This is a genomic window from Paenibacillus farraposensis (genome assembly GCF_020736845.1).
GTDB classification, from domain to species: domain Bacteria; phylum Bacillota; class Bacilli; order Paenibacillales; family Paenibacillaceae; genus Paenibacillus; species Paenibacillus farraposensis.
Genome location: NZ_JAFFQR010000112.1, coordinates 239,994 through 261,283, shown reverse-complemented (window position 1 = coordinate 261,283; position 21,290 = coordinate 239,994). Strand labels below are relative to the sequence as shown.

Genomic DNA, 21,290 nt, shown 5'->3' with positions numbered 1-21,290 from the left:
TGATGAACCCTTCGTATTTTAGACGAGGGGTTCTATGTATATTGAAATTTGATATATAATGAAGAAGGTGAACAATCACCAGCAAAAGGAAGTCATGCAGATGGTATAGCATAGAAGGAGTGAAAAATGCATCCTCCCAAACCACAGAAAAATGCAGGTCGGAAGAAAGCGGGAAAAGCTAAAATAGGCAAGGCTTGGATCCTGATGAATCTTGTCCTGCTGCTTATGATCATAGGTCTTTTCGGTTATTATTACATATTTGAACGCAGCAATAGCAGCACTCTTGCCGATAATGCGGAGCTTCTGCAATCAGAGCAAAACGTTCAACCGGAATCTCCCGGAAAAGAGCGGTCTTCGGCCTCGGTGAGCAAGAATGTCACAGCCTTGGCAAATAATCAGCTGAACGAAGGCACCAAGCCGGATGAGCGTGCTGCTGATGCTGGAACAAGGCAACCTGCTGATCCTGTTACAGAGCCAGATCATCGTTTCAAGGCATCACTTGATAACCAAGCCCCTGAAGGTGATTCTCCAGCATCGGATTCATCCAATGGAAAAGGCGGGCAGTCTTGGCGGGACACTGCAAGCAAGAATACCTCGGGAAGCGAACCGTCTACCGATCCAAGCACAACGGAAGAAATGGATAAAACTAAGGCGAACGGTGAAACGTCACCTACAGTTACGCTCCACTTTGCAGGGGATGTGCAGTTTTCCGGTAAAGTCGAGCAGCGGTTGGAAAAAAACGGATTCGATTTTCCATATCAATATCTCGGGAACCTGTTTCGTAAAGACGATTTGACGATTGCCAATCTGGAAACACCGGTGACAACGGGTGGTGTCGGTGCGTTAAATAAAACGTACGTGTACAAATCTTCTCCCAAAGCGTTAACTGCTTTAGCAGTGGCAGGGATAGATGCTGTCAATTTGGCCAACAATCATATTTTGGATCAGGGTATAGGCGGATTGATGGATACACTGAAATATCTGGATGGACAGGGGATAGCGCACGCTGGAGCGGGACGTAATGCACAAGAAGCATATGCACCGCATTATTTTGAACGTAAAGGCATTAAAATTGCGCTGCTAGGCGCTACACGTGTCATCCCTGAGGCCAACTGGAATGCAGGCGCCAAGCAGCCAGGTGTTGCAGGGGCGTATGATTCGGCCGCTATCGTGAAGTCCATCCGCCAGGCACGAATGCAAGCAGATCTGGTGGTTGTTATTGCCCATTGGGGGAAGGAACGCGCCGCTGTCCTGGAGCCGCATCAAACCGAGCTGTCGCACGCTTTTATTGATGCGGGGGCTGATCTTGTAATAGGGGGGCATCCGCATGTGCTTCAAGGCATGGAGCAATATAAAGGCAAATGGATCGCATACAGCACAGGCAATTTTATTTTTTCTAAATCAACGGTCCCAGCCACTTGGGATACAGCAATATTCCAGGCTACTTGTACCCGGCACGGAGCCTGTGATATGAAGCTGATTCCGTGCCGGGCGGAGCTGGGTCAGCCGATCCCATTGCAGGGTGCGGAGGCCAGTAACATTTTGCAGAGAGTAGCAGCCCTGTCCCCGAAACATGTTTCGATAGGCGTGAATGGGACAGTAAGCGCTCATTAAAAGCTCAAAAGTTTTCGGTACGGGAAATGACGGCAACGGTCGTATGACGAACCCCTTAATGGATGGAGGTCATCACGGGTATGAAACATTTGTGTGTGGCTCACCGTGGTTTTTCAGGAATTGCTCCCGAAAACACACTGGCAGCTTTTAGGCTTGCACTGGAGCAATCGTTTGTCCACTGGATTGAGCTGGATGTACAGGTGTCAAAGGATGGTGTTCCGGTAGTCATTCATGATTTTACGCTGGAGCGAACGACGAATGGGACGGGACGGATAAAGGATTCGGACTGGAAAGAGCTGCAACAGCTTGATGCAGGCAGCTGGAAAAACGCAGAATGCCTCGGAGAGAAAATTCCAACTCTCGCACAGGTGCTTGATCTGTGCCACGGTCGTGTATCACTCAACATTGAGCTGAAAACAACGGGCGATATGTATCCAGGTCTGGAGAAAGCCGTACTACGTGAAATTATGATGCGGGAGATGCAGAATGAGGTGGTATTGACCTCCTTTGATCGTTCCGCATTACGCCGTACCAAAGAGCTGAACCCTGAGATTCGCACCGGCCTGATTATCGATGCGCGCCCGGATGATCTGGCAAAGCAACTGGAGAAGCTGCAATGCTCTTTTTTATCCATCGGCTATCCTCATTTGGATCGTTACCTATTGAGGGACCTGACTGGACGCGGAATTACGGTCATGGCATGGACGGTGGACGATTGTCGTATTATGCGGAGATTGTCTGCGCTGCACCCTGACTTAATGATTTGTACGAACTGGCCGGATCGCTGGGAGCAGGCTTTTTTGCTTTCCAAGCGCCGCATGTGGCACTATATACGTAAACTTATTCGTTTTCGTTAAATCATATGGACTACATATGCCGAGAGGATGGCGGTGATAATGAGCGTAGAAATTCGTAATGTTTACTGTGTCGGACGCAATTATAAGCTGCATGCAGAGGAATTGGGAAATGATGTTCCTGCGGAACCGATGATTTTTATGAAGCCTTCTCATGCGGTGGTGCCGCTCGATGGTGCTACGCTGGAGCTTCCTCAGGGCAAAGGTGATATTCATTTTGAGACTGAACTGGTTGTATCTGTTGGACGTAATTACGAGCCGGGGATGTCTGCGGATACGTGTTTGAATGCTTTTGCACTCGGCATTGATTTTACCCTGCGTGATGTACAAAGTGCCCTTAAGAAAAAAGGCCATCCCTGGACTGCAGCCAAGGGCTTCAAATCGTCTGCTCCTGTGACGCCTTTTCTTCCCTTGACGAGCTTGGACATGCTGGAGCAGCAGGATTTTACCTTGCTCAAAAACGGACACGAAGTGCAACGCGGTCATATCAGGGATATGATTTTTTCGATCCAGCACATCGTGGAATTCATAGCGGCCCATTATGGGCTAGGTGAGGGAGATATCATTTTTACAGGCACTCCGGCAGGTGTCGGTCCTATAACGAGCGGGGATCGCTTCGAGCTGTTTTGGGGAAATGATTGCCAGGGAAGCTGTACCATCGCCTAAACCGTCTGTGATGACATCAATGAAGATTGATTAAAACCGGATTTTTTTTGTAACCGGGCAGTAAAAGGCGATTCCTGTAGGTATGAATTGTAAGGCCACAAGAGCCGTGTCCTGTGTCAAGCATGGGGCGCGGTTTTTATATCAGCGTGGAGCGTTGTACAATAATATAAAGAATTGAAATATGGGGATTTGATTCGCGAACGGGGGGATTTCATGGATTGGATCATCGGGTTGCTTTGCGCTGCTGTGGTGGCGGGGGCTGCTTTTTATAAAAAATCCTTAACCTTATCCGGCTTTGTTGCAGCTGTAGTGATGGGAACCGTGTATTATGGGGCGGGGAATCTGTTCTGGTTTGGCACCTTGCTTCTATTCTTTATCACATCAACTCTTCTGTCGAGGTTCAAAAAGGAGAGCAAGGCAGAGCTGGAAAAATCGTATGCCAAAACAGGCAATCGGGATGCAGGCCAGGTCTGGGCCAATGGAGGAATAGGGATGCTGCTATGCTTAGGGTATGCGCTATGGCCCCATGTCTCCTGGCAGCTGGCATTTGTTGGAGTCATGGCAACAGTCACCTCTGATACGTGGGCGACAGAATTAGGCAGCCTGAGCCGTAAGCCGCCACGCTCAGTGCTTAATGGGAAGGTGCTGGCACCCGGAACCTCTGGTGGCGTATCTGTAATGGGAACAATAGCCGCCTTAGCTGGAGGTGCATTGATCGGAATCGGCGCATGGGCATTTGGGTATGCCATCGGAACGCCAGGCTTGCCGCTATGGCTATGGGCATTCATTGGAGGGGTTTCTGGCAGCGCAGGGGCTTTTGCTGATTCCTATCTGGGTGCGACGATACAGTGGATGCGTTCCTGTACGGTTTGTGGACGGGAAGTTGAAGTAGACTCGCATTGTGGACAAGCGACGGTCTATGTGCGTGGCTGGCATTGGATGAGTAATGATCGGGTGAATAGCATTAGTTCCATTCTCGGAGGACTGGTTGCCCTGGCAGGTTTGTTCTTTTAATAGCTTGCAGCCAAAAACCGTATTGATTTCGTTCGGTAACGGTTTTTTAAGCATTGGCTGTGTCTGTGTTAAAATGTACAGGACACAACACAAAATTGGGGAAGAGTAGGGAATCCATATGAATATTATGACCGTTGAACATATAACGAAAAGCTATGGCGAAAAAATATTGTTTAAAGATGCCTCCTTTGGTATGGATGAACGTGAAAAAATCGGAGTTGTCGGGGTAAACGGTACCGGTAAATCAACGTTTTTACGAGTAATTTCCGGTCTGGAGCCACCAGATGACGGCAATATTGCTGTGAACAATGATGTACGTATTCAGTATTTGGCGCAAAATCCGGAGTTTGATCCTGAGATGAAGGTGCTTCAGCATATTTTTAACGGCAATCAGCCGGAAATGAAGGCCGTGCGCGAATACATGGAAATCATGGAGCTGTTGGAGATGAACCCGGGCAGCGGGGAGCTTCAAAGCCGTCTGTTAAAGGCCAGCCAGCAAATGGATACGTTTCAGGCATGGCAGTTGGAGAGTGAAGCCAAAAATATACTTACCCGGCTGGGAATCACCCAGTTTGAGGAACGTATGGGCGTTTTGTCCGGCGGTCAGCGCAAACGGGTGGCTTTGGCGGCGGCATTGATTCAACCCTGCGAGCTGCTTATTCTCGATGAGCCTACCAACCATATTGATAATGAATCCGTGGAATGGCTGGAGCAATATTTACAAAAAAGACGTGGCGCGTTATTAATGATCACGCATGACCGTTATTTTCTGGATCGCGTAGCGAATGTGATGCTGGAGCTGGATCATGGCCGACTTTTCCGGTATGAGGCTAATTATACCCGTTTTTTGGAGTTGAAGGCAGAACGCGAGGAACGGGAAGCGTCATCAGAACAAAAAAGAAAGAACCTGCTGCGAAATGAGCTGGCCTGGATTCGTCGGGGGGCAAAGGCTCGCTCGACCAAGCAGAAAGCGCGTATTGAGCGTTATGAGCAGCTCAGGGATCAGCAGCCGGAAGCTCGCTCGGGAACAGTGGATATGTCTGTAGCCTCTGCCCGACTCGGCAAAAAGATTTTGGAGCTGGAACATCTGTCCAAATCCATCGGTTCCCGCAAGCTGATACAGGATTTGAGCTACATCGCGGTTCCTGGGGATCGTGTCGGTATACTGGGCCCCAACGGCAGCGGAAAATCTACCCTGCTCCAAATGATTGCCCAGCGTGTAGAGCCGGATTCCGGCAGTATTGTGCTGGGACCGACCGTAAAACTCGGTTATTTTACTCAGGAGCATCAGGAAATGAACGAATCCCTGCGTGTCATTGAGTACATCAAGGAAGAGGCTGAAGTGATTCGTACAGCAGATGGAAGCACGATTACGGCTGCGCAAATGCTGGAGCGTTTTCTGTTTCCGCCAAACGCGCAATGGACGGTAATTTCCCGATTGTCCGGCGGGGAAAAACGACGCTTGTATCTGCTGCGTGTCCTGATGTCCGCACCCAACGTGCTGTTGCTGGATGAGCCTACAAATGATCTGGATATCCAGACCCTTTCCGTACTGGAAGACTATCTGGATGAATTTCCAGGTGTATCTTTCATCGTATCTCATGACCGGTACTTTCTGGACCGGACGGTGGATAAGATACTCGCATTCGAAGGCGAAGGTCAGGTACGTGTGCATGTGGGCAACTACAGTGAGTATGCAGAATGGATCGGCAAAAATGCTCCGACCACCGCTGCGGGTTCATCTGCTTCGCAAGCTACAGCTTCTTCGGTTCGTTCTGTCACATCTAAATCAGCGGGTGCTTCAAATCCGGTCAAGGAAACAGGCAAAACCAAGCTTAAATTTTCTTTTAAGGAACAGCGGGAATTTGAGCAGATTGATGATCTGATTGAACAAGCCGAAGAACGGTTGGCCGACATCCAGCGACAGATGGAGGAGGCTTTCAGTGATTCGGCTCGTCTGCAGGAGCTCATGATGGAGCAGGCGAAGGCCGAAGAGCACCTGGAGTATCAAATGGAACGCTGGACCTATCTGAACGAGCTGGCCGAAAAAATTGAACAAAGCAAATCCTGAGCATTCATAAAGGATGCAGTACACATTGTGCAGAAATCTGTTTTTCTGGTCGGCTCAGACTAATAAAAGCAAGTCACCGTCAAACCCGGGAGACTTGCTTTTTCGTGAACAGCCCTGTTCCCTGTTCGTAACAGGCTTGTATCTAAACTGTCACATAAGCGGCAAGCAGACGGGCGGTGTTCACCACAGCCTGCTTATGTGTACGCTCCATGGCATGGGAGGCATGTATACCGGGGCCGATCAGTGCAGCGCGGATGTTGTTGCCTGCTTTTAGCGCAGCCGAGGCGTCCGAGCCATAGTGCGGATAAATATCGACCGCATACGGAATCTGAAGTTCTTTGGCCAGCTCAATCAGACAGGTCGTTATATGATAATCATAGGGCCCGGAGGAATCCTTGGCGCAGATCGACACGTCCGTCTCCTTGCAGTTCAAATCTTCACCTATGCAGCCCATATCAACAGCGATCATCTCGGTGATTCCTTCAGGTATGTATGCCGCTCCATGTCCTACTTCCTCATAGTTGGAAATGAGCAGTTTAACGGTATGCCGCGGCTTCCAGTCTTCATGTACGGCGGATTCCAGCAAACCCATGAGCGCAGCCACACTGGCTTTATCATCCAGGTGCCGTGATTTGATGAAACCGCTCGGTGTTACGACCGGACGGGCATCAAACGAAATAAAATCGCCTGCCGCAATGCCAAGCTGAAGCACTTCTTCCTTTGATTCAACAAGCTCGTCAATCCGTATTTCCATATGGCTTTCTTTGCGCTCAAAACTTCGTGCATCGTCATAGACATGCACGGATGGATGGCTGGACAGGATGGTGCCAGTAAACGTCTGTCCGCTTCTGGTATGAATAAGACAGTATTCGTTCTCAATACTGTTCATCATGAAGCCGCCGACGGATGTCAGACGCAAGGTGCCCTGATTGGTAATGGAGCGTACCATGGCACCCAATGTATCTACATGCGCGCTCAGTGCAAGCGTATGGCCGTTTTCCTGGCCTTCTAGAGTTAAGATGGCGCCTCCCTTGGCATTCCATTCGATTGGAACGCCGAGGCTTTCGGCTTCCTTGCGGATCAGTTCCATGACATGATGAGTATACCCGCTGGGGCTGGGTGTATTCAGCAGCTGATACAGAAAGTCCATCATGTAATTTTCATTCAATTGAATCGTCATTTGTTGCTCCTCCTCATTTGGACAACCGATCAGGGTAAGAGGACGGTTGCTCTGTAACGTTGTCGACTGTAGTTAATGTACCTGATGAATCAGGTGTATCATAGGTCATATGCCCATAGGCTTCCATCGTGGAGGTATGCTCTTCCTGAAGGTTTTGAAGCTGGGTAGTCAGACGTTTAATCTCCCTCTGCAGCTTATATTGGCGAAAGATACCGATTGAACCGACGATCAGCCCACCTAAAAGAGTGCAGCCGAGAATAAGTAAAATCAAAGGGATACTCACCGTGCTAAACAGCAGGTTTACTTGGACCGAATTCACGTTTATGACAGCAAATACAGCCGTTAACAAAGCGATAACAAGAGCAGCGATCAAAGACCATTGTGTTTTCAAATTGCCACCTCCTCCCGTTCCTTTCATACGGTACATTATAAAATCCCTTGCCCGTGATGGACAAGGGATATATCCGTGCATCGCTTCAATGCCGGTTTGTAGACGTATACGGTTCTATTTTCCTTTCGTCAGCTTTTCCATTTCCGTAATGACCTCTTCGAATACGCTCATCGCTTCACGAATTGGCTGCGGAGAGGACATATCAACGCCAGCTTTCTTCAAAATATTAATGGAATAATCGCTGCCGCCGCTCTTCAAGAAGCCCAGGTACCGGTCAACAGCTGGCTGGCCTTCTTCGAGAATTTGTTTTGAAAAGCTGGTTGCTGCCGAGAAGCCGGTAGCATATTTGTAGACATAAAAGCTGTTATAAAAATGGGGAATACGCGCCCACTCCATTTCAATGTCTTTGTCTACCTTCATGCCTGGCCCGTGATATTTCACATTCAGATCATAGTAAATCTCTGATAAAAGCTGCGGTGTAAGGGATTCGCCCTGTTCTGCGCGTTCATGTACAATCTTCTCAAATTCCGCAAACATGGTCTGACGGAATACCGTTGTACGGAATTGGTCCGCATAGTAGGTGAGGAGGTACATTTTCTCTTTTGGATCGGTAGACTTGTTCAGCAGATAATCCATCAGTAGCGCTTCGTTGGTCGTGGATGCCACTTCAGCCAGGAAAATGGTGTACTGTGCATCCCGGTATTTCAGAGCGTTGTCTGAATAGTATGAATGCAGCGCATGCCCCATTTCGTGAGCAAGTGTAAACATGCTGTTCAGGTTGTTTTTATGGTTCAGGAGCACATAAGGGTGAGTGCCATAGGCCCCCCAGCTATAAGCGCCTGTGCGTTTATTTTCATTTTCATAAACGTCAATCCAGCGCTCATCATAGCCTTTTTGCAGTGAAGCCAGATAATCCTTGCCCAGCGGCTTAAGGCCTTCCTTCGTTTGCTTTTTGGCATCTTCATACGCAATGTCCATTTTGTATTCGTCCACAAGCGGAGCGAACAAATCATACATATGAAGCTCATCCACACCTAACAGCTTTTTGCGCAGCTTGATATAGCGATGCAGCAGGGGCAAGCTTTCATGAATGGTATCAATGAGATTCGTATACACTTCCTTCGGAATATTGTCGCCATATAGTGACATTTCCAATACGGAAGGATACTTGCGAACACGAGAATAAAAAATATTTTTATTCACATTGGCGCTCAGTGTAGAGGCAATCGTGTTTTTATTTTTGGCATACGTGTCATAGACCGCTTTAAAAGCACGCTCACGGACTTCACGATACGGACTTTCGAGAAATTGAATATAGCTGCCATGGGTCAGCTCAACCTCTTTGCCGTTTTCATCCTTGATTTTAGGGAATTTCAAATCAGCGTTGTTCAGCATACCAAAAATCGTTTGCGGTGCCTGAGCTAGATTGCCGACCTGAGCGAGGATGGCTTCTTCTGTTTTGCCCAAAACATGCGCTTTTTCCCGCTTCATTTCTTGAAGAGTAAACCGGTAATCCGCCAGCTTGGGATCATCAATGAAGGCATCCAGCTGCTGGTCCGGCAGCGCCAAAATTTCCGGGGTCACAAAAGAAAGCGACTCGCTAACCTCAACGCCTAATTTTTTGGCTTTTTGTGAAAGCCCTTGGTATGTAGGTTCAGCCGTATCCTCATCATGATGCAGATGGGCGTATACATAGACCCGCTCAGCCTTGAGCGACAGTTCATCCTCCAGTTTGAAGCAGTTGCCTATAGCTTCGGCTGAATGAAGCTTCCCTTGAAATTGGGCAGCCTTTTTGGCTAACTGTCTGACTTCCTCATATTCTTGATCCCAAGCCTTGAGGTCGGGAAACAGGTCTTCCAGTTTCCATGTATTTTCCGCTGGTACATCAGCGCGTTTTACAATTTTACTCATAGGGGACCTCCTCTGATCGAACATAATGTGGGGTAGAGCTGCGGCGGTAAGAGACGGATGCCACAACGAAGAAACCGTCACGCTTACTGCAAGCAGCAGGACAAAAGGTTTTACGGAATGCATAGAACAGCATGTCCTCCTTATACCATGGCTTGTTATGCCTTAGTATGACCTCTCATCCCCGAAAGTATAAATTTCCTACTGTGGGTTGGAACCTATATTTAGCAAGCTGTATACAATAAGATAAAAGGCAAGGCAAACCATGATCACAGCAGTGAGGGCCATCCACTTTTTGAGAGGAGCCGGTATCGTGCCACGTTTCATAATTAGCACTCCGCCCAGCGTGAAGGCCAAGATAATGAAGATCAGGTAGCTGTTGGATACCATGAATCGGTTATACCTGTTTGAAAGCGTTTATGATCCGCTCCCACTCTTCCTCATTATCTTGAAAGGACTGCTTGGGAAACCGGTTTTGGGCCCACTTCATCAGCGCCGGACGGCTCAAAAAGGTGTGAGCTTCCTCGCCCCAATCGTCGGATATTTCCCTTAAAACAATGTAACGGCCCTGCACCTCGACAGTCATCATGTTCCATTTGTCTTTTTTATATATTTCGTGTTTTTTCATCATATGCATATCTCCGATATATAGATGTTTTGGTTCATGATACCGCAGTTTCCGCCGCAAAAGCAAATCATTCCAGCTTAAAAATTCGTTAAAAACATCAATTGCATTGTGAAAAAGCATGAAGTATAATATGGATATTCGCCATAGATGGCGGTATTTTTAGGAGGTTGTTCACTTGAAAGGTACAGTTAAATGGTTTAACGCAGAAAAAGGTTATGGCTTCATCCAAGTGGATGGTGGCGAAGACGTATTTGTACACTTCTCCGCAATCCAAGGCGAAGGCTTCAAAACTTTGGAAGAAGGTCAAGCGGTTGAGTTCGAAATTACCGAAGGTAACCGTGGACCACAAGCAGCTAACGTAATCAAACTGTAAGTGTAACTGAATTGTAAGAATTGTTCCGTTTTACGGATGTCTTATATATTACGGTTAAACGATGAATTGAAAGCGCAGTTCCTTAAATTTAAGGAACTGCGCTTTTTTGCGTAAAAAACGTTTATGTTATGAGAAAGGTTGATTTGGATCAGGGTATCCTACGTAATAAACCAAGCGGGTATCATTTTAAATTGGAGAGTTGATAAAATGAGTGCAGCAGCGGCTTATACGGCAGCTAATAATTTGTCCAGCTATGTGCAGGTGCCGGCAATGGTGCTAGGAGCGGCTGTATCTTCCTTTGCTGCACAAAATATCGGGGCCGGGCATTGGGAGCGTGTTCGCAGAACAACCTGGATTGGAATTGCGTATAATTTTGTACTGACTGGCGGAGCTGAAGTAATTATTTATATGTTTAACCGGGGGGATGGATTCGAATCCCACTGGCCTATGCGTTTGTTGATCAGTATGGTCTGGATGCCATTATGGTGGAGCTTTCCGGTTGGTTTTGTTATTTCTGTGGTGACAGTCGTTCTTTTACTACTATTCCTTGAAATGGAAGTTGATGAGTATGGGAGATGGCCTCAAAAGTATGATGCCAGCAAAGGATGAGGCATCAGTAGGACATTTATGCTATTTTGGCGAGTTAAACATATTAGGAGAAAAGTCTTTTGTGAAAATAGCCCAGTTTTCTTGGATATTAATGAAAAAAGTGAGGTTGTTCATTTGTGCTAAAAGGACGATCATATTATAATGAATATGGTTTGGATAGGTATAATTACGTAGACAACAATGTGGAGGCACCGTCATTTGAGTTATGTTGAGCAAGGACGTTATCAAGTACCGAGAGGCCCCATAGGTCTAATGAGCCGAATGTACAAGCATATTCTCCCTGAAACGAAACAAGAATTGAGCAACTGGAAGAGCAAGGCGAAGCTGATCCCGGACCCTGAATTAAGAGGGCAGGCACTTGCGAGTATAGCGGAAAAGACGTTTCACTGCGTAGGCGGCGCGGTCTATGCCGCAGCCAATATGTCTGCCCGGCAGACGCTGATTCCGCTGATCGTGGCGTACCAGACCATTAGCGATTATCTGGACAACCTGTGTGATCGCAGTACGTCCATGGACCCGGATGATTTCAGGCTGCTGCATCAGTCTATGCTGGATGCGGTTAATCCTGCGGCTAAGCCGGTGAACTATTATCAGTTGCGTCGTGAACAGGAGGATGGTGGTTATTTAACCAAGCTGGTGACAACCTGTCAGTCTTGTGTAAGCAGGCTTCCCGGCTATGAGGCGGCAATGCCTTACGTTCAGGATTTAGCGGGATTATACACGGATTTGCAAGTATACAAGCATATTAAACCCGAGCTGCGGGAACAAGCGCTTTTGGACTGGTGGTCGCTGCATAAAGACCGTACGCCGGAGCTACGCTGGAACGAATTTGCTGCGGCTACCGGTTCAACCCTGGGGGTCTTTATGCTGTTTCTTGCTGCAAGCGACCGGCGTCTCACAGATGCGGGAGCTGCCTCAATACATGCATCATATTTTCCACATGTGTGCAGTCTTCATATTTTGCTGGATTATCTAATCGATCAAGACGAAGACCGGAAGGGCGGAGATCTTAACTTTTGCAATTATTATAAAGATGCCGACATGATGCTGGACCGGATCGCTTACGTTGTGAATCAGGCGAGGGCTGATATTGCAGATGTCCCTGCCAGTTCTTTTCACCGGATGATTATCGAGGGATTGCTGGCTTTATATTTATCCGACCCCAAAGTTAGCGAGCAGCAGGATGTCCGCGCTGTTTCGAGACGTTTAATGAAAAACAGTCCACTCATGCGTTTGTTTTTCTTGTTGAACAGTCGATGGATAAGAAGGCTTATATGACATTTTTGAGGAGGTCATCATTCATGACATCAGTTAAGAAAATTGCAATATTAACAAGTGGTGGAGATTCACAAGGGATGAATGCAGCAGTTCGTGCGGTCGTGCGTAGCGGTTTGTATTTCGGACTGGAAGTATTCGGGATTCAACGCGGCTACCAAGGCCTTTTGAACGATGACATTTTTCCGATGGATCTGAGAAGCGTCGGAGATATTATCCAACGTGGGGGAACGGTGCTACAATCTGCCCGCTGCCTGGAGTTTACGACCGAGGAAGGCCAAAAGAAAGGCGCGGAAATTTTGCGCAAACGTGGAATTGACGGCGTAGTCGTTATCGGTGGGGACGGTTCCTACCAAGGGGCTAACAAGCTGACCAAGCAAGGCATTAAAACCATGTGCCTTCCGGGTACGATTGACAATGACATTTCCTTTACAGACTACACCATCGGTTTTGATACAGCGGTTAGTATCGTAGTGGACGCGGTCAACAAGCTGCGTGACACCATGTCATCCCACGAACGTTCATCCATTGTGGAAGTTATGGGGCGCCATTGCGGTGATATTGCTTTGCATGCAGGGCTGGCTTCCGGTGCGGAAACTATTTTGCTGCCTGAGGTAGAATTTGACCTGGAAGAAGTAGCGGAACGGATGAAACAAAACTTTAAGCATGGCAAACGCCATAGTATCGTTATCGTTGCAGAAGGCGTAGGCAAAGGTGAAAATGTAGCACGGGTGATCCAGGAAAAATGCCCGGATTATGAGCCGCGAGTTACGGTACTTGGACATATCCAGCGTGGCGGTACACCAACCGCGTTTGACCGCAACCTGGCGAGCCGTTTGGGTGACTTTGCTGTTCGCCAGTTGATCGAGGGCGTAACTGACAAAGCTTGCGGAATCATTGATGGTAAATTGGTAGCTACAGACATTGGTAAAGTTGTAAGTACAAAAAAAGAATTCAATATGGAACTCTACGAGCTGGCATTGCGTTTGTCCCAATAATAGTAGCCTTTACGTATCGAAGATCGGTTCTAATATTGGAACATCGTAATATTATGCGGATGACCCGAGTCATCCGCTATTTTTTTAGCATTGAAGCTATGAGGAGGCAATGGTACATGTATTTGTTCAAAATCGAAGTGGACAGCTCGGAAGGAGCTTTGACGGTCATTCTTGCCGCTGAAAATGAAGAACAGGCATTTAAAGAGATCGATCAGCATGTGGAGAGGCATTTTCTGTATCCCCCCAAGCTGAATGAGGTAGCGATTGTAGAGAAAAAAAGAATAAGTGCAGGCACAGCATATGTAATTGAAACACGCAAAGGCTAGACAGCCTCTGTGTGTTGTTTTTTTACAGTAAAATGGCGTTGTACCAGCATCAGACGCCAGAGAAACAAAATAGCGCCTACTGCCAAACCTGTAATCAAACCGATCCAATAGCCGTAGGGTCCCCAGGACGTCCAACGTGCAAGCACATACCCTACGGGAAGGCCGATGACCCAATAGGACAGGAATGTGAGCAGAAAGGCCGGATTGACATCTTTGTACCCGCGTAGCGCTCCTTGAGTAGGCGTGGCAATGGCGTCAGAGATTTGAAAGAAAATCGCATAGATTAGAAAATGCTGAGTCAACTGAATCACTTGCGGATCGTTGGAATAAAGGCGAGCCACCTGTTCTCCCCAGATGAGCAGGCCAATAGCTGTAATCAATGACAGCCCCACTGCGCTGCCGATCCCCATGACGCTATAGGTTTTGGCATCACGCGAACGCTTGGCCCCTGTTTCATAGCCGACCAGAATCGTTAGTGCCATACAAATGCTGAGCGGGAGCATATACAGCGTGCTCGCAAAGTTCATGGCCGCCTGATGAGCGGCGATGGTAACCGTATTATAACTGCTCATCAAGAGAGTGACGGCAGAGAAAATGGCAGTCTCGAAAAATATAGCAAATCCAATCGGCACGCCAATATGGATAAGCTCTTTCCAGGCACTGGCCGCGATTCCGTAAATTTTGCTGAAAATTCGGTATTCGGCAAATTTCTTTCCCCGATGCGCAGTGATGCCAGCAATTAGCATAATGATCCAATAGGTGGTGGCGGTTGCCGCCCCGGAACCCACACCCCCCAGACGGGGAAAACCCCAATTCCCGTAAATAAGCAAGTAGTTCAACAGGATATTGATGGGGAGGGATATGAGCGTGATCATCATGGTAAAGCGGGTTTGTCCCAAGGCATCCATAAAGCTTCGCAGTACAGTGTAGGCGAATAATGGAATAATGCCAAATGCCATCGAAAAGAGATAGTAAAAAGCCACATTATGAACTCTCGGCTCCAATTTCATGCTGTTCAGAATTGGATTGATGAGAAAAATGCCTGCAATAAGAACAAGGATGGACAGTACGAGAGAGAGCCAAAGCGCTTGAATGACATAGTAGGAAACTTTATCTTTGTGCTGTGCCCCGACCAACTGGGACACAATCGGCGTGATTGCCATCAATATGCCATTGAGACCTGTTTGCACGGGAATCCACAGACTTACACCGATGGCTACACCGGCCAGATCGGCAGGGGAAAAGTGCCCGGACATATTGGTATCAAAGAAAGTCATGGCGGATAACGCGAGCTGTGTAATCAGAATGGGCAGTAAAATGTAAAAAAACTGTCTCCACTTCTGGCCTATTGAAAGTGTTAATTGCATTTTGTTTCCTCATTTACTAAAAAATGATCATGAAGATATATCACAGGATATATCATAACATGTCAAGTATTATTGTAAGGGATACCGTAGTATTTGAACAGCAACAAAAAAGACTGTATCCGTCATTCTAACTCTTATATGATTAACCCAAGGTTCGCGCGATGAATCTGTTTCTGCACATAAATAATGCCGCTTCTTCGCGGCTGTGAAGGCAACCGGAAAAAGCGGCACGGGGTAAAGAAATTTATTGGAGAAAATGATTATTCTGATGCTCACAAATACTGTACTGAATAATTTCTAGCGCATCCGCCTGCTTAAGTATGGACATACCATCCCGAAGGACAATCATTGAGTTCAGCTCATTCTGTTTGAGAGAAGGGAGCATTTCCGGATACCATCTTAAGACAATATCGGACAGTTTTACCGTTTCCATTTCCACAAAAATCACCCTTTCCTGCTCGGAATCATTCCAAAAGAATCATTCATTACGAATCGGAAAAGCAAAGTGCCTGTGAAATAGCAGGTAAAGCTGGTCTTAAACAGACTGAAGGAACAGCCATCTATAGTGTACCACAGAAACTGTATTTTGACACTTGGATGCACGCTTATCTTCGGCGGAAGGAGCCCATGACTCCAACTGTTTCTACAATGTTAACGAAAGCAGACGGGTCCACTTGCTTAATGATTCGTTTTAACTCCACTAGCTCGTAGCGTGTCGTCACAGTCATTAGCATATCCTTTTCCATATGTGAGAATGCACCTTCAATTTTGATTTTACTGACACCACGTGGTGTAGCCAACATCCGTTTTAACAGCTTATCGGTGTGTTCTGTAACGATGTAAACCGTAATTTTCGTATGACTTACGTAAATTTGATCCAGTACTTTGCCAGTCACGAAAATGGTTAACATCGATGCCAGCGCAATATTCCAATCCTTGTTCAAATATCCTGCCGCGAGAATGACCAGCCCATTCAAGCCGACGAGTACAGTTCCTACAGGGAAATCACGATAACGGGTAACGATGGAGCCGATAATGTCAAAACCCCCGGTAGACCCTCCCACCCGAAAGGAAATTCCAGCTCCAACACCGATCAGCACCCCGCCAAAGACGGACGCCAGCAGTGTGTCCGATACGACAGATTGCACTGGAATCAAGGTCAAAATCCATGTTGTAGCGACAACGGATAAAATGCTCAGGCTAATAAAACGCTTGCCCAAGATAAACCAGCCTGCAATAAGCATCGGGATATTGATGACAAGATACATGGTGCTGATATTGAATGTTGTGAAATAGCCGATTAACATGGAAAGTCCGGCTACCCCGCCGCTCAACATGTGATGCGGCACGAGAAACAGATTAAAACCGCAAGCTATGGCAGCGGCTCCAAGAATGACAGTAAAGCAGTTTAACACTATTTTTAACAACTTTTTTTCACCTCATTTAAATTTTGGGGGAAGCAACTTGCTGGTATTCATGAAATGTTCTATGCTATAATGCGATGTGGATATTCTTGAGTAGGGACCTGTGTCTAGAGAAACATTTAAAATTTAAACTGTTTTAAAATGAAAATGGTAAATGCGTTTAAGATGTATCAGATAGGGTTCCCCGGGTTTATTACAGTCTGTCGCAGTTATAAGCCCAAATAAACTGCCACTGTATGGGGAAAACTTATACAATAATATCGCTACTTAAGAATACAGACAACATTGTGGATTGTCCACCACATCCACCATTATGAAGGAGTATGAATAAATTTGACGACATTTGCAGAATTTGATCTTGAACCTAAAGTAATTCAGGCGATTACGGAGCTTGGTTTTGAAGAAGCTACCCCAATACAAGCCAAATCCATTCCAATCGCGTTGCAAGGTAAAGACATGATTGGTCAAGCCCAGACAGGTACTGGTAAAACCGCCGCTTTTGGCATTCCGCTGATCAGTAAAATTGCCAGAAACGACGAAAAAATTAGAGCGCTGATTATGGCTCCGACCCGTGAGCTTGCGATTCAGGTGGCTGAAGAAATCGAAAAACTGTCCCGCTTTAAGGGCCTTCGCACTTTGCCGATCTATGGCGGTCAAGATATCGTGCGCCAGATTCGCGCTTTGAAAAAGAAACCTCAAATCATCATTGGTACACCAGGTCGCTTGCTCGACCATATTAACCGCAAAACGATTAAGCTGGAAGATGTAAACACGGTTGTTTTGGATGAAGCGGATGAAATGCTGGATATGGGCTTCATGGAGGATATCCAATCCATTCTGAAGCAAGTTCCGGACGAGCGTCAAACGATGCTTTTCTCAGCTACAATGCCTCCTAATATTAAAAGATTGGCTGAACAATTCCTCAAAGATCCTGAGCATGTTTCGGTTATTCCTAAGCAAGTTAGCGCTCCACTGATTGAACAGGCCTATATCGAAGTTCCTGAGCGGCAAAAATTCGAAGCATTGAGCCGTCTGATCGACATGGAATCCCCAGAACTCGCCATCGTATTCGGCCGTACCAAGCGTCGGGTAGATGAGCTGGCTGAAGCCCTGCAAAAACGCGGATATTCTGCCGATGGTCTGCATGGTGACTTGTCTCAAAATCAACGTGATGCTGTTATGCGTAAATTCCGCGATGGAAGCATTGATGTGCTGGTAGCAACGGACGTAGCTGCTCGTGGTTTGGACGTTTCCGGCGTTACTCACGTTGTGAACTTTGACCTGCCGCAAGACCCGGAAAGCTATGTTCACCGGATCGGACGTACTGGACGTGCTGGTAAAGAAGGGGAAGCTTGGTCTTTCGTAACGCCTCGTGAAATTGATCATTTGCATTTCATCGAACGTGTAACCCGTCACCGCATTCCACGCAAGCCGCTTCCAACATTGGCTGAAGCGCTTGAAGGCAAACAACGTATCATTGCAGAACGTCTCCTGGAGGTTGTGGAAAAAGGCGAGTTGAACGAGTATAAAGGTCTGGCTATTCAAATGCTGGAGCAATATGATTCCGTACAACTTCTGTCCGCAGCTCTGAAGTTGATGACTGGCGAGAAGAGAGAAGCTTCCATTGAGCTGACTCCGGAAGATCCAATCCGCGCAAAACGCCGCAAGCCAGACGTTCGTTCCGGTGGCCGCAAGCCGTCCAACTATGGTCGCAGCAACGGATATAATTCCAATCGTTCCGGCGGCAGTGGCGGTAAAGGTGGATATGGCGGTTATAACCGTGGCAAAGAAGGCGGCTACAACCGCGATTCCGGAAGCCGCTACAATGGAGATCGCAAACCACGTTCAAGCAACAATGGAGAAATTCGTCGTCCTGCAAGACGTGAAGATTCCTCTTCCGAGTAAAAAATTATATAATGAAAAGCCGAAGCGAGTACTCACTTCGGCTTTTCATTTGGCTTTATCTTCGCCAAGCAGCGTTTCTTCTTACTTAATCTGCAGGAATAAAGGGAGATCGAGATGATTAAAAAAATGACGCACTCTAATCTAAATGATTTTAACAAGCCGAGCGAGGGTTTCATTGTTTGGAATGAATATGCTCTTGTTGAAGATATTAGAGATCAAAAAAGTGGAGAAACAAAGGAATCGGAACGAAGTTAGCTTAATAACTCCCTTCTTGGCAAAAGAACCTGTTGTGACGAGCAGCCTGGGATTTCACTGGCGTACCAGGGAGGATATACGGTATGATATAGTCAACAGTCGGTATTATAGGCATAGCAACATCATGAGTCTTGGAATGGCTAAGGGTTACGGAGGGAGAGACTAGCATTGGAGTTTAAAGGAGCTATGGGTGGTATTTATCGCCTGACGGAATGGATTACCCGACTGGCGGCTACCAATTTATTATGGGTGTTATGTTCGTCGCCTTTTATATTTTGTCTCATACTCAAGCTATTTGTCATGAATCAGAATTTGGCTAATGAATCCTTGCAAATGAACTGGGCATTGGCTTTTTTGACACCGCTTACTCTGTTTCCAGCCACATCGGCTATGTTCACGGTTGTTCGCAAATGGGTAATGGGTGATACGGATACCGGTGTGTTTCGGACTTTTTTTAAAGGATACAAGGAGAATTATAAGCAGAGCCTGATCGGGGGCATTTTTTATACGTTACTGCTTGTTATCATGTATGTGGACTATACCGTATATATGGCACAGTTTAGCAATCTGCAGATCGTAGGCGTTATCATGCTTATTCTCATCATTATTTTGCTTGTGTCGATGTTTAACTTCTTTTCAATGATCGCTCATTACCATATGTCTATCGGTCAAATGATTAAAAATGCGGTTTTACTGACGCTAATCAGACCATTCCGTGTATTTTCCACCATGCTTGGCAGCGCGGTTGTTATATTTATTGGGGTCAAATATCCCGTGCTGTTTCTATTTTTTATCGGCAGCGTAATTGCCTGGTTTGCTTTCTTTAATTTTTACGGAACATTCCTCAAAATGCAGGATCAGATGGAAAAGATGAAACGGAAAAATGAGGAGAAGGAAGGCTCTGAAGACAAAAAAAGTGATAACTCCTAAAAATAAAACAGATTTCCCTTAGCATTTACTTTTTGAGGGAGAGGCGTTATAATAAAGTCACATCCTGCGATGTGCGTTACGGTCATTTGTTGTTTTGAACCAATGACAATGTCTAGGGAGACTTATACGATAAATAGCTGAAAAGCCCTGTCAATTCCTGACAAGGGGACTTCAAAAGTTTGTTCTGCGGTCACCCACCTGCTAAAGCAGGTTCAGAAGACGCTATGGTCGGACGGCATGGCGGGTATTCCATAATGGAATGAACACACTCTGGTTCTGCCTTATGTAGAAACAGGGTGTTTTTGCATACAACAATGTTAAACTAAGACATAAGGTACTCAATCGCATACCACAGGTATGATCGGCTCACTTTTGGTTGCTTATCGTATTTTATAAAGCGCTTGCAGCAAAAGCCAAACCGATGTGCCATATGATGGCAACGATGATCGTGAAGGAGGAAATGTCTTGTCGTTGAAAAGGACTCTGGTAGGGATTGTCCGCAGCCAAGAAGGTACAAGCGACCGGGCCAAGGACCCCCAAATGAAGACACGCTATTATAACTTATCGAAAGACAAGGCTTGGGAAGAGGTTTTATCCATCTTAAAAAAGATTCCTGGCTACAAGGTACTTCATGAGGTAGCATCCGTAGGTGAGATTACGTTAGAGAAGCGAACGGCGTTCGGCAGAACTATGGACATTACAGTTTCTGTACTGTCTGTTTCACCAGTTCGGAGTGCTGTGGATATTTATTCCGCGTCACGCGGATCGCTGGGGGACCTGGGTGCGAACTATCGCATCATTTTGCAGCTGTTCGCTATGATTGATAAAAAGTTATCCGCTTATAAGGTCATACAGTGATTGTAGAAGTGTGAGAGTGTTGAAGCATGTCATGTTCAAAAAAAGCGAGGAAGGCCGCCCTTCACTCGCTTTTTTACTATTCGTCCTTCATTTAGACGAGTTTTTTCACTGCTGCAATCGCTTGATCATAGTCAGGATGCTCGGACATTTCGCTCAAGTATTCTACGTAAGTGATTTTGTCATTTTGGTCAATAACAAAAATAGCCCGATGGTCCAAGTGGAATTCCTTGATAAATACCCCATAAGCTTCGCCGAAGGAATGATCCTTGTAGTCGGACAGTGTCAATACGCGGTCAATACCCGCAGCTCCGCACCAGCGTGCTTGAGCGAACGGAAGGTCCACGCTGACCGTCAGCACTACGACTTGGTCGCCAAAGGAACCCGCCTCCTGGTTGAAACGGCGAGTTTGCGCGTCGCACACGCCTGTATCCAAAGAAGGAACTACACTGATTAGTTTGACTTTGCCTGCAAAGTCTTGAAGTGTGGCTGATTCCAGCAAGTTTTTCTGCAATTTGAAATCAGGCGCCTGATCTCCAATTTTCAGCTCAGGACCGATGAGCGTCAAAGAATTGCCTTTAAAAGTAGCAGCTCCGGTTCGTTCTTGTGCCATATGTAATAGCCTCCTTGGTTTTTAGCATTGGTTA

General features: G+C 46.6%; 21 protein-coding genes, 1 other RNA gene and 1 pseudogene. 14 read left to right on the top strand and 9 right to left on the bottom strand.

What is annotated here, in order from left to right; translation table 11 throughout:
* Window positions 1-126: 126 nt before the first annotated feature.
* The 5 genes from JO375_RS19725 (at window position 127) to JO375_RS19705 (ending at window position 6,219) form a co-directional block, all read left to right on the top strand.
* Window positions 127-1,614, top strand: coding sequence for a CapA family protein (locus JO375_RS19725; RefSeq protein WP_229526063.1), 1,488 nt, complete (start codon window positions 127-129; stop codon window positions 1,612-1,614).
* Between the two features lie 80 nt (window positions 1,615-1,694).
* Window positions 1,695-2,471 (top strand): glycerophosphodiester phosphodiesterase, encoded by a 777-nt coding sequence (locus JO375_RS19720; protein ID WP_229526062.1) that lies wholly within the window; start codon window positions 1,695-1,697, stop codon window positions 2,469-2,471.
* A 39-nt stretch (window positions 2,472-2,510) separates the two neighbouring features.
* Window positions 2,511-3,134: a fumarylacetoacetate hydrolase family protein gene (locus tag JO375_RS19715; RefSeq protein ID WP_229526061.1), complete on the top strand. Its 624-nt coding sequence runs from the start codon at window positions 2,511-2,513 to the stop codon at window positions 3,132-3,134.
* 213 nt (window positions 3,135-3,347) lie between these two features.
* Window positions 3,348-4,148, top strand: coding sequence for a DUF92 domain-containing protein (locus JO375_RS19710; protein WP_229526060.1), 801 nt, complete (start codon window positions 3,348-3,350; stop codon window positions 4,146-4,148).
* A gap of 118 nt (window positions 4,149-4,266) precedes the next feature.
* Complete coding sequence (locus JO375_RS19705) at window positions 4,267-6,219, top strand: ABC-F family ATP-binding cassette domain-containing protein (protein ID WP_229526059.1); 1,953 nt, start codon at window positions 4,267-4,269, stop codon at window positions 6,217-6,219.
* 142 nt (window positions 6,220-6,361) lie between these two features.
* Here the strand turns inward: JO375_RS19705 and JO375_RS19700 are convergent, their stop codons facing one another.
* From JO375_RS19700 to JO375_RS19680, 5 genes are all read right to left on the bottom strand, one after another.
* Window positions 6,362-7,399 carry a M42 family metallopeptidase gene (locus tag JO375_RS19700; RefSeq protein WP_229526058.1) on the bottom strand — a complete coding sequence of 346 codons (1,038 nt, stop codon included), beginning with the start codon at window positions 7,397-7,399 and terminating at the stop codon, window positions 6,362-6,364.
* Between the two features lie 13 nt (window positions 7,400-7,412).
* On the bottom strand, window positions 7,413-7,790 hold the full coding sequence (locus JO375_RS19695; RefSeq protein ID WP_229526057.1) for a LapA family protein: 378 nt from the start codon (window positions 7,788-7,790) through the stop codon (window positions 7,413-7,415).
* A 114-nt stretch (window positions 7,791-7,904) separates the two neighbouring features.
* Window positions 7,905-9,701 carry an oligoendopeptidase F gene (gene pepF / locus JO375_RS19690; RefSeq protein ID WP_229526056.1) on the bottom strand — a complete coding sequence of 599 codons (1,797 nt, stop codon included), beginning with the start codon at window positions 9,699-9,701 and terminating at the stop codon, window positions 7,905-7,907.
* Window positions 9,702-9,899: 198 nt separating this feature from the next.
* Window positions 9,900-10,088 (bottom strand): hypothetical protein, encoded by a 189-nt coding sequence (locus tag JO375_RS19685; protein WP_229526055.1) that lies wholly within the window; start codon window positions 10,086-10,088, stop codon window positions 9,900-9,902.
* A 7-nt stretch (window positions 10,089-10,095) separates the two neighbouring features.
* Window positions 10,096-10,329 (bottom strand): hypothetical protein, encoded by a 234-nt coding sequence (locus tag JO375_RS19680; RefSeq protein ID WP_229526054.1) that lies wholly within the window; start codon window positions 10,327-10,329, stop codon window positions 10,096-10,098.
* A gap of 172 nt (window positions 10,330-10,501) precedes the next feature.
* Here JO375_RS19680 and JO375_RS19675 point away from each other — a divergent pair, with 172 nt between their 5' ends.
* The 5 genes and pseudogenes from JO375_RS19675 (at window position 10,502) to JO375_RS19655 (ending at window position 13,907) form a co-directional block, all read left to right on the top strand.
* Window positions 10,502-10,699 (top strand): cold shock domain-containing protein, encoded by a 198-nt coding sequence (locus tag JO375_RS19675; protein WP_229526053.1) that lies wholly within the window; start codon window positions 10,502-10,504, stop codon window positions 10,697-10,699.
* 213 nt (window positions 10,700-10,912) lie between these two features.
* A pseudogene (locus JO375_RS19670) lies at window positions 10,913-11,309 on the top strand (MATE family efflux transporter); the annotation flags it as partial.
* Window positions 11,310-11,506: 197 nt separating this feature from the next.
* Window positions 11,507-12,586: a tetraprenyl-beta-curcumene synthase family protein gene (locus JO375_RS19665; protein ID WP_229526052.1), complete on the top strand. Its 1,080-nt coding sequence runs from the start codon at window positions 11,507-11,509 to the stop codon at window positions 12,584-12,586.
* Between the two features lie 23 nt (window positions 12,587-12,609).
* Window positions 12,610-13,581, top strand: coding sequence for a 6-phosphofructokinase (gene pfkA, locus JO375_RS19660; protein WP_229526051.1), 972 nt, complete (start codon window positions 12,610-12,612; stop codon window positions 13,579-13,581).
* Between the two features lie 116 nt (window positions 13,582-13,697).
* The gene (locus JO375_RS19655) at window positions 13,698-13,907 is read left to right on the top strand and encodes a DUF3906 family protein (protein ID WP_229526050.1); all 210 of its coding nucleotides are present in this window, start codon (window positions 13,698-13,700) and stop codon (window positions 13,905-13,907) included.
* On the opposite strand, the gene JO375_RS19650 is transcribed toward JO375_RS19655, so the two are convergent.
* The 3 genes from JO375_RS19650 to JO375_RS19640 form a co-directional block, all read right to left on the bottom strand.
* Window positions 13,904-15,274, bottom strand: coding sequence for an MATE family efflux transporter (locus tag JO375_RS19650; protein ID WP_229526049.1), 1,371 nt, complete (start codon window positions 15,272-15,274; stop codon window positions 13,904-13,906). The two genes, JO375_RS19655 and JO375_RS19650, sit on opposite strands and share 4 nt — an antisense overlap.
* A gap of 244 nt (window positions 15,275-15,518) precedes the next feature.
* Window positions 15,519-15,707 carry a hypothetical protein gene (locus JO375_RS19645; protein WP_229526048.1) on the bottom strand — a complete coding sequence of 63 codons (189 nt, stop codon included), beginning with the start codon at window positions 15,705-15,707 and terminating at the stop codon, window positions 15,519-15,521.
* A gap of 172 nt (window positions 15,708-15,879) precedes the next feature.
* Entirely contained in the window at window positions 15,880-16,701 is an 822-nt protein-coding gene (locus JO375_RS19640; protein ID WP_229526047.1) for a YitT family protein, read from the bottom strand.
* 330 nt (window positions 16,702-17,031) lie between these two features.
* On the opposite strand from JO375_RS19640, the gene JO375_RS19635 reads away from it, so the two are divergent.
* The 4 genes from JO375_RS19635 to JO375_RS19620 all read left to right on the top strand — a co-directional run bounded on the left by JO375_RS19635 (window position 17,032) and on the right by JO375_RS19620 (window position 20,646).
* Window positions 17,032-18,603 carry a DEAD/DEAH box helicase gene (locus JO375_RS19635; RefSeq protein ID WP_229526046.1) on the top strand — a complete coding sequence of 524 codons (1,572 nt, stop codon included), beginning with the start codon at window positions 17,032-17,034 and terminating at the stop codon, window positions 18,601-18,603.
* A 423-nt stretch (window positions 18,604-19,026) separates the two neighbouring features.
* Window positions 19,027-19,788: a YesL family protein gene (locus JO375_RS19630; RefSeq protein ID WP_229526045.1), complete on the top strand. Its 762-nt coding sequence runs from the start codon at window positions 19,027-19,029 to the stop codon at window positions 19,786-19,788.
* A 58-nt stretch (window positions 19,789-19,846) separates the two neighbouring features.
* A non-coding RNA gene (gene ssrS, locus JO375_RS19625) (6S RNA) lies at window positions 19,847-20,039 on the top strand.
* A 214-nt stretch (window positions 20,040-20,253) separates the two neighbouring features.
* Window positions 20,254-20,646 (top strand): DUF1499 domain-containing protein, encoded by a 393-nt coding sequence (locus JO375_RS19620; protein WP_229526044.1) that lies wholly within the window; start codon window positions 20,254-20,256, stop codon window positions 20,644-20,646.
* Window positions 20,647-20,737: 91 nt separating this feature from the next.
* On the opposite strand, the gene tpx is transcribed toward JO375_RS19620, so the two are convergent.
* Entirely contained in the window at window positions 20,738-21,256 is a 519-nt protein-coding gene (tpx, locus tag JO375_RS19615) for a thiol peroxidase (RefSeq protein WP_229526043.1), read from the bottom strand.
* Window positions 21,257-21,290 lie beyond the last annotated feature (34 nt).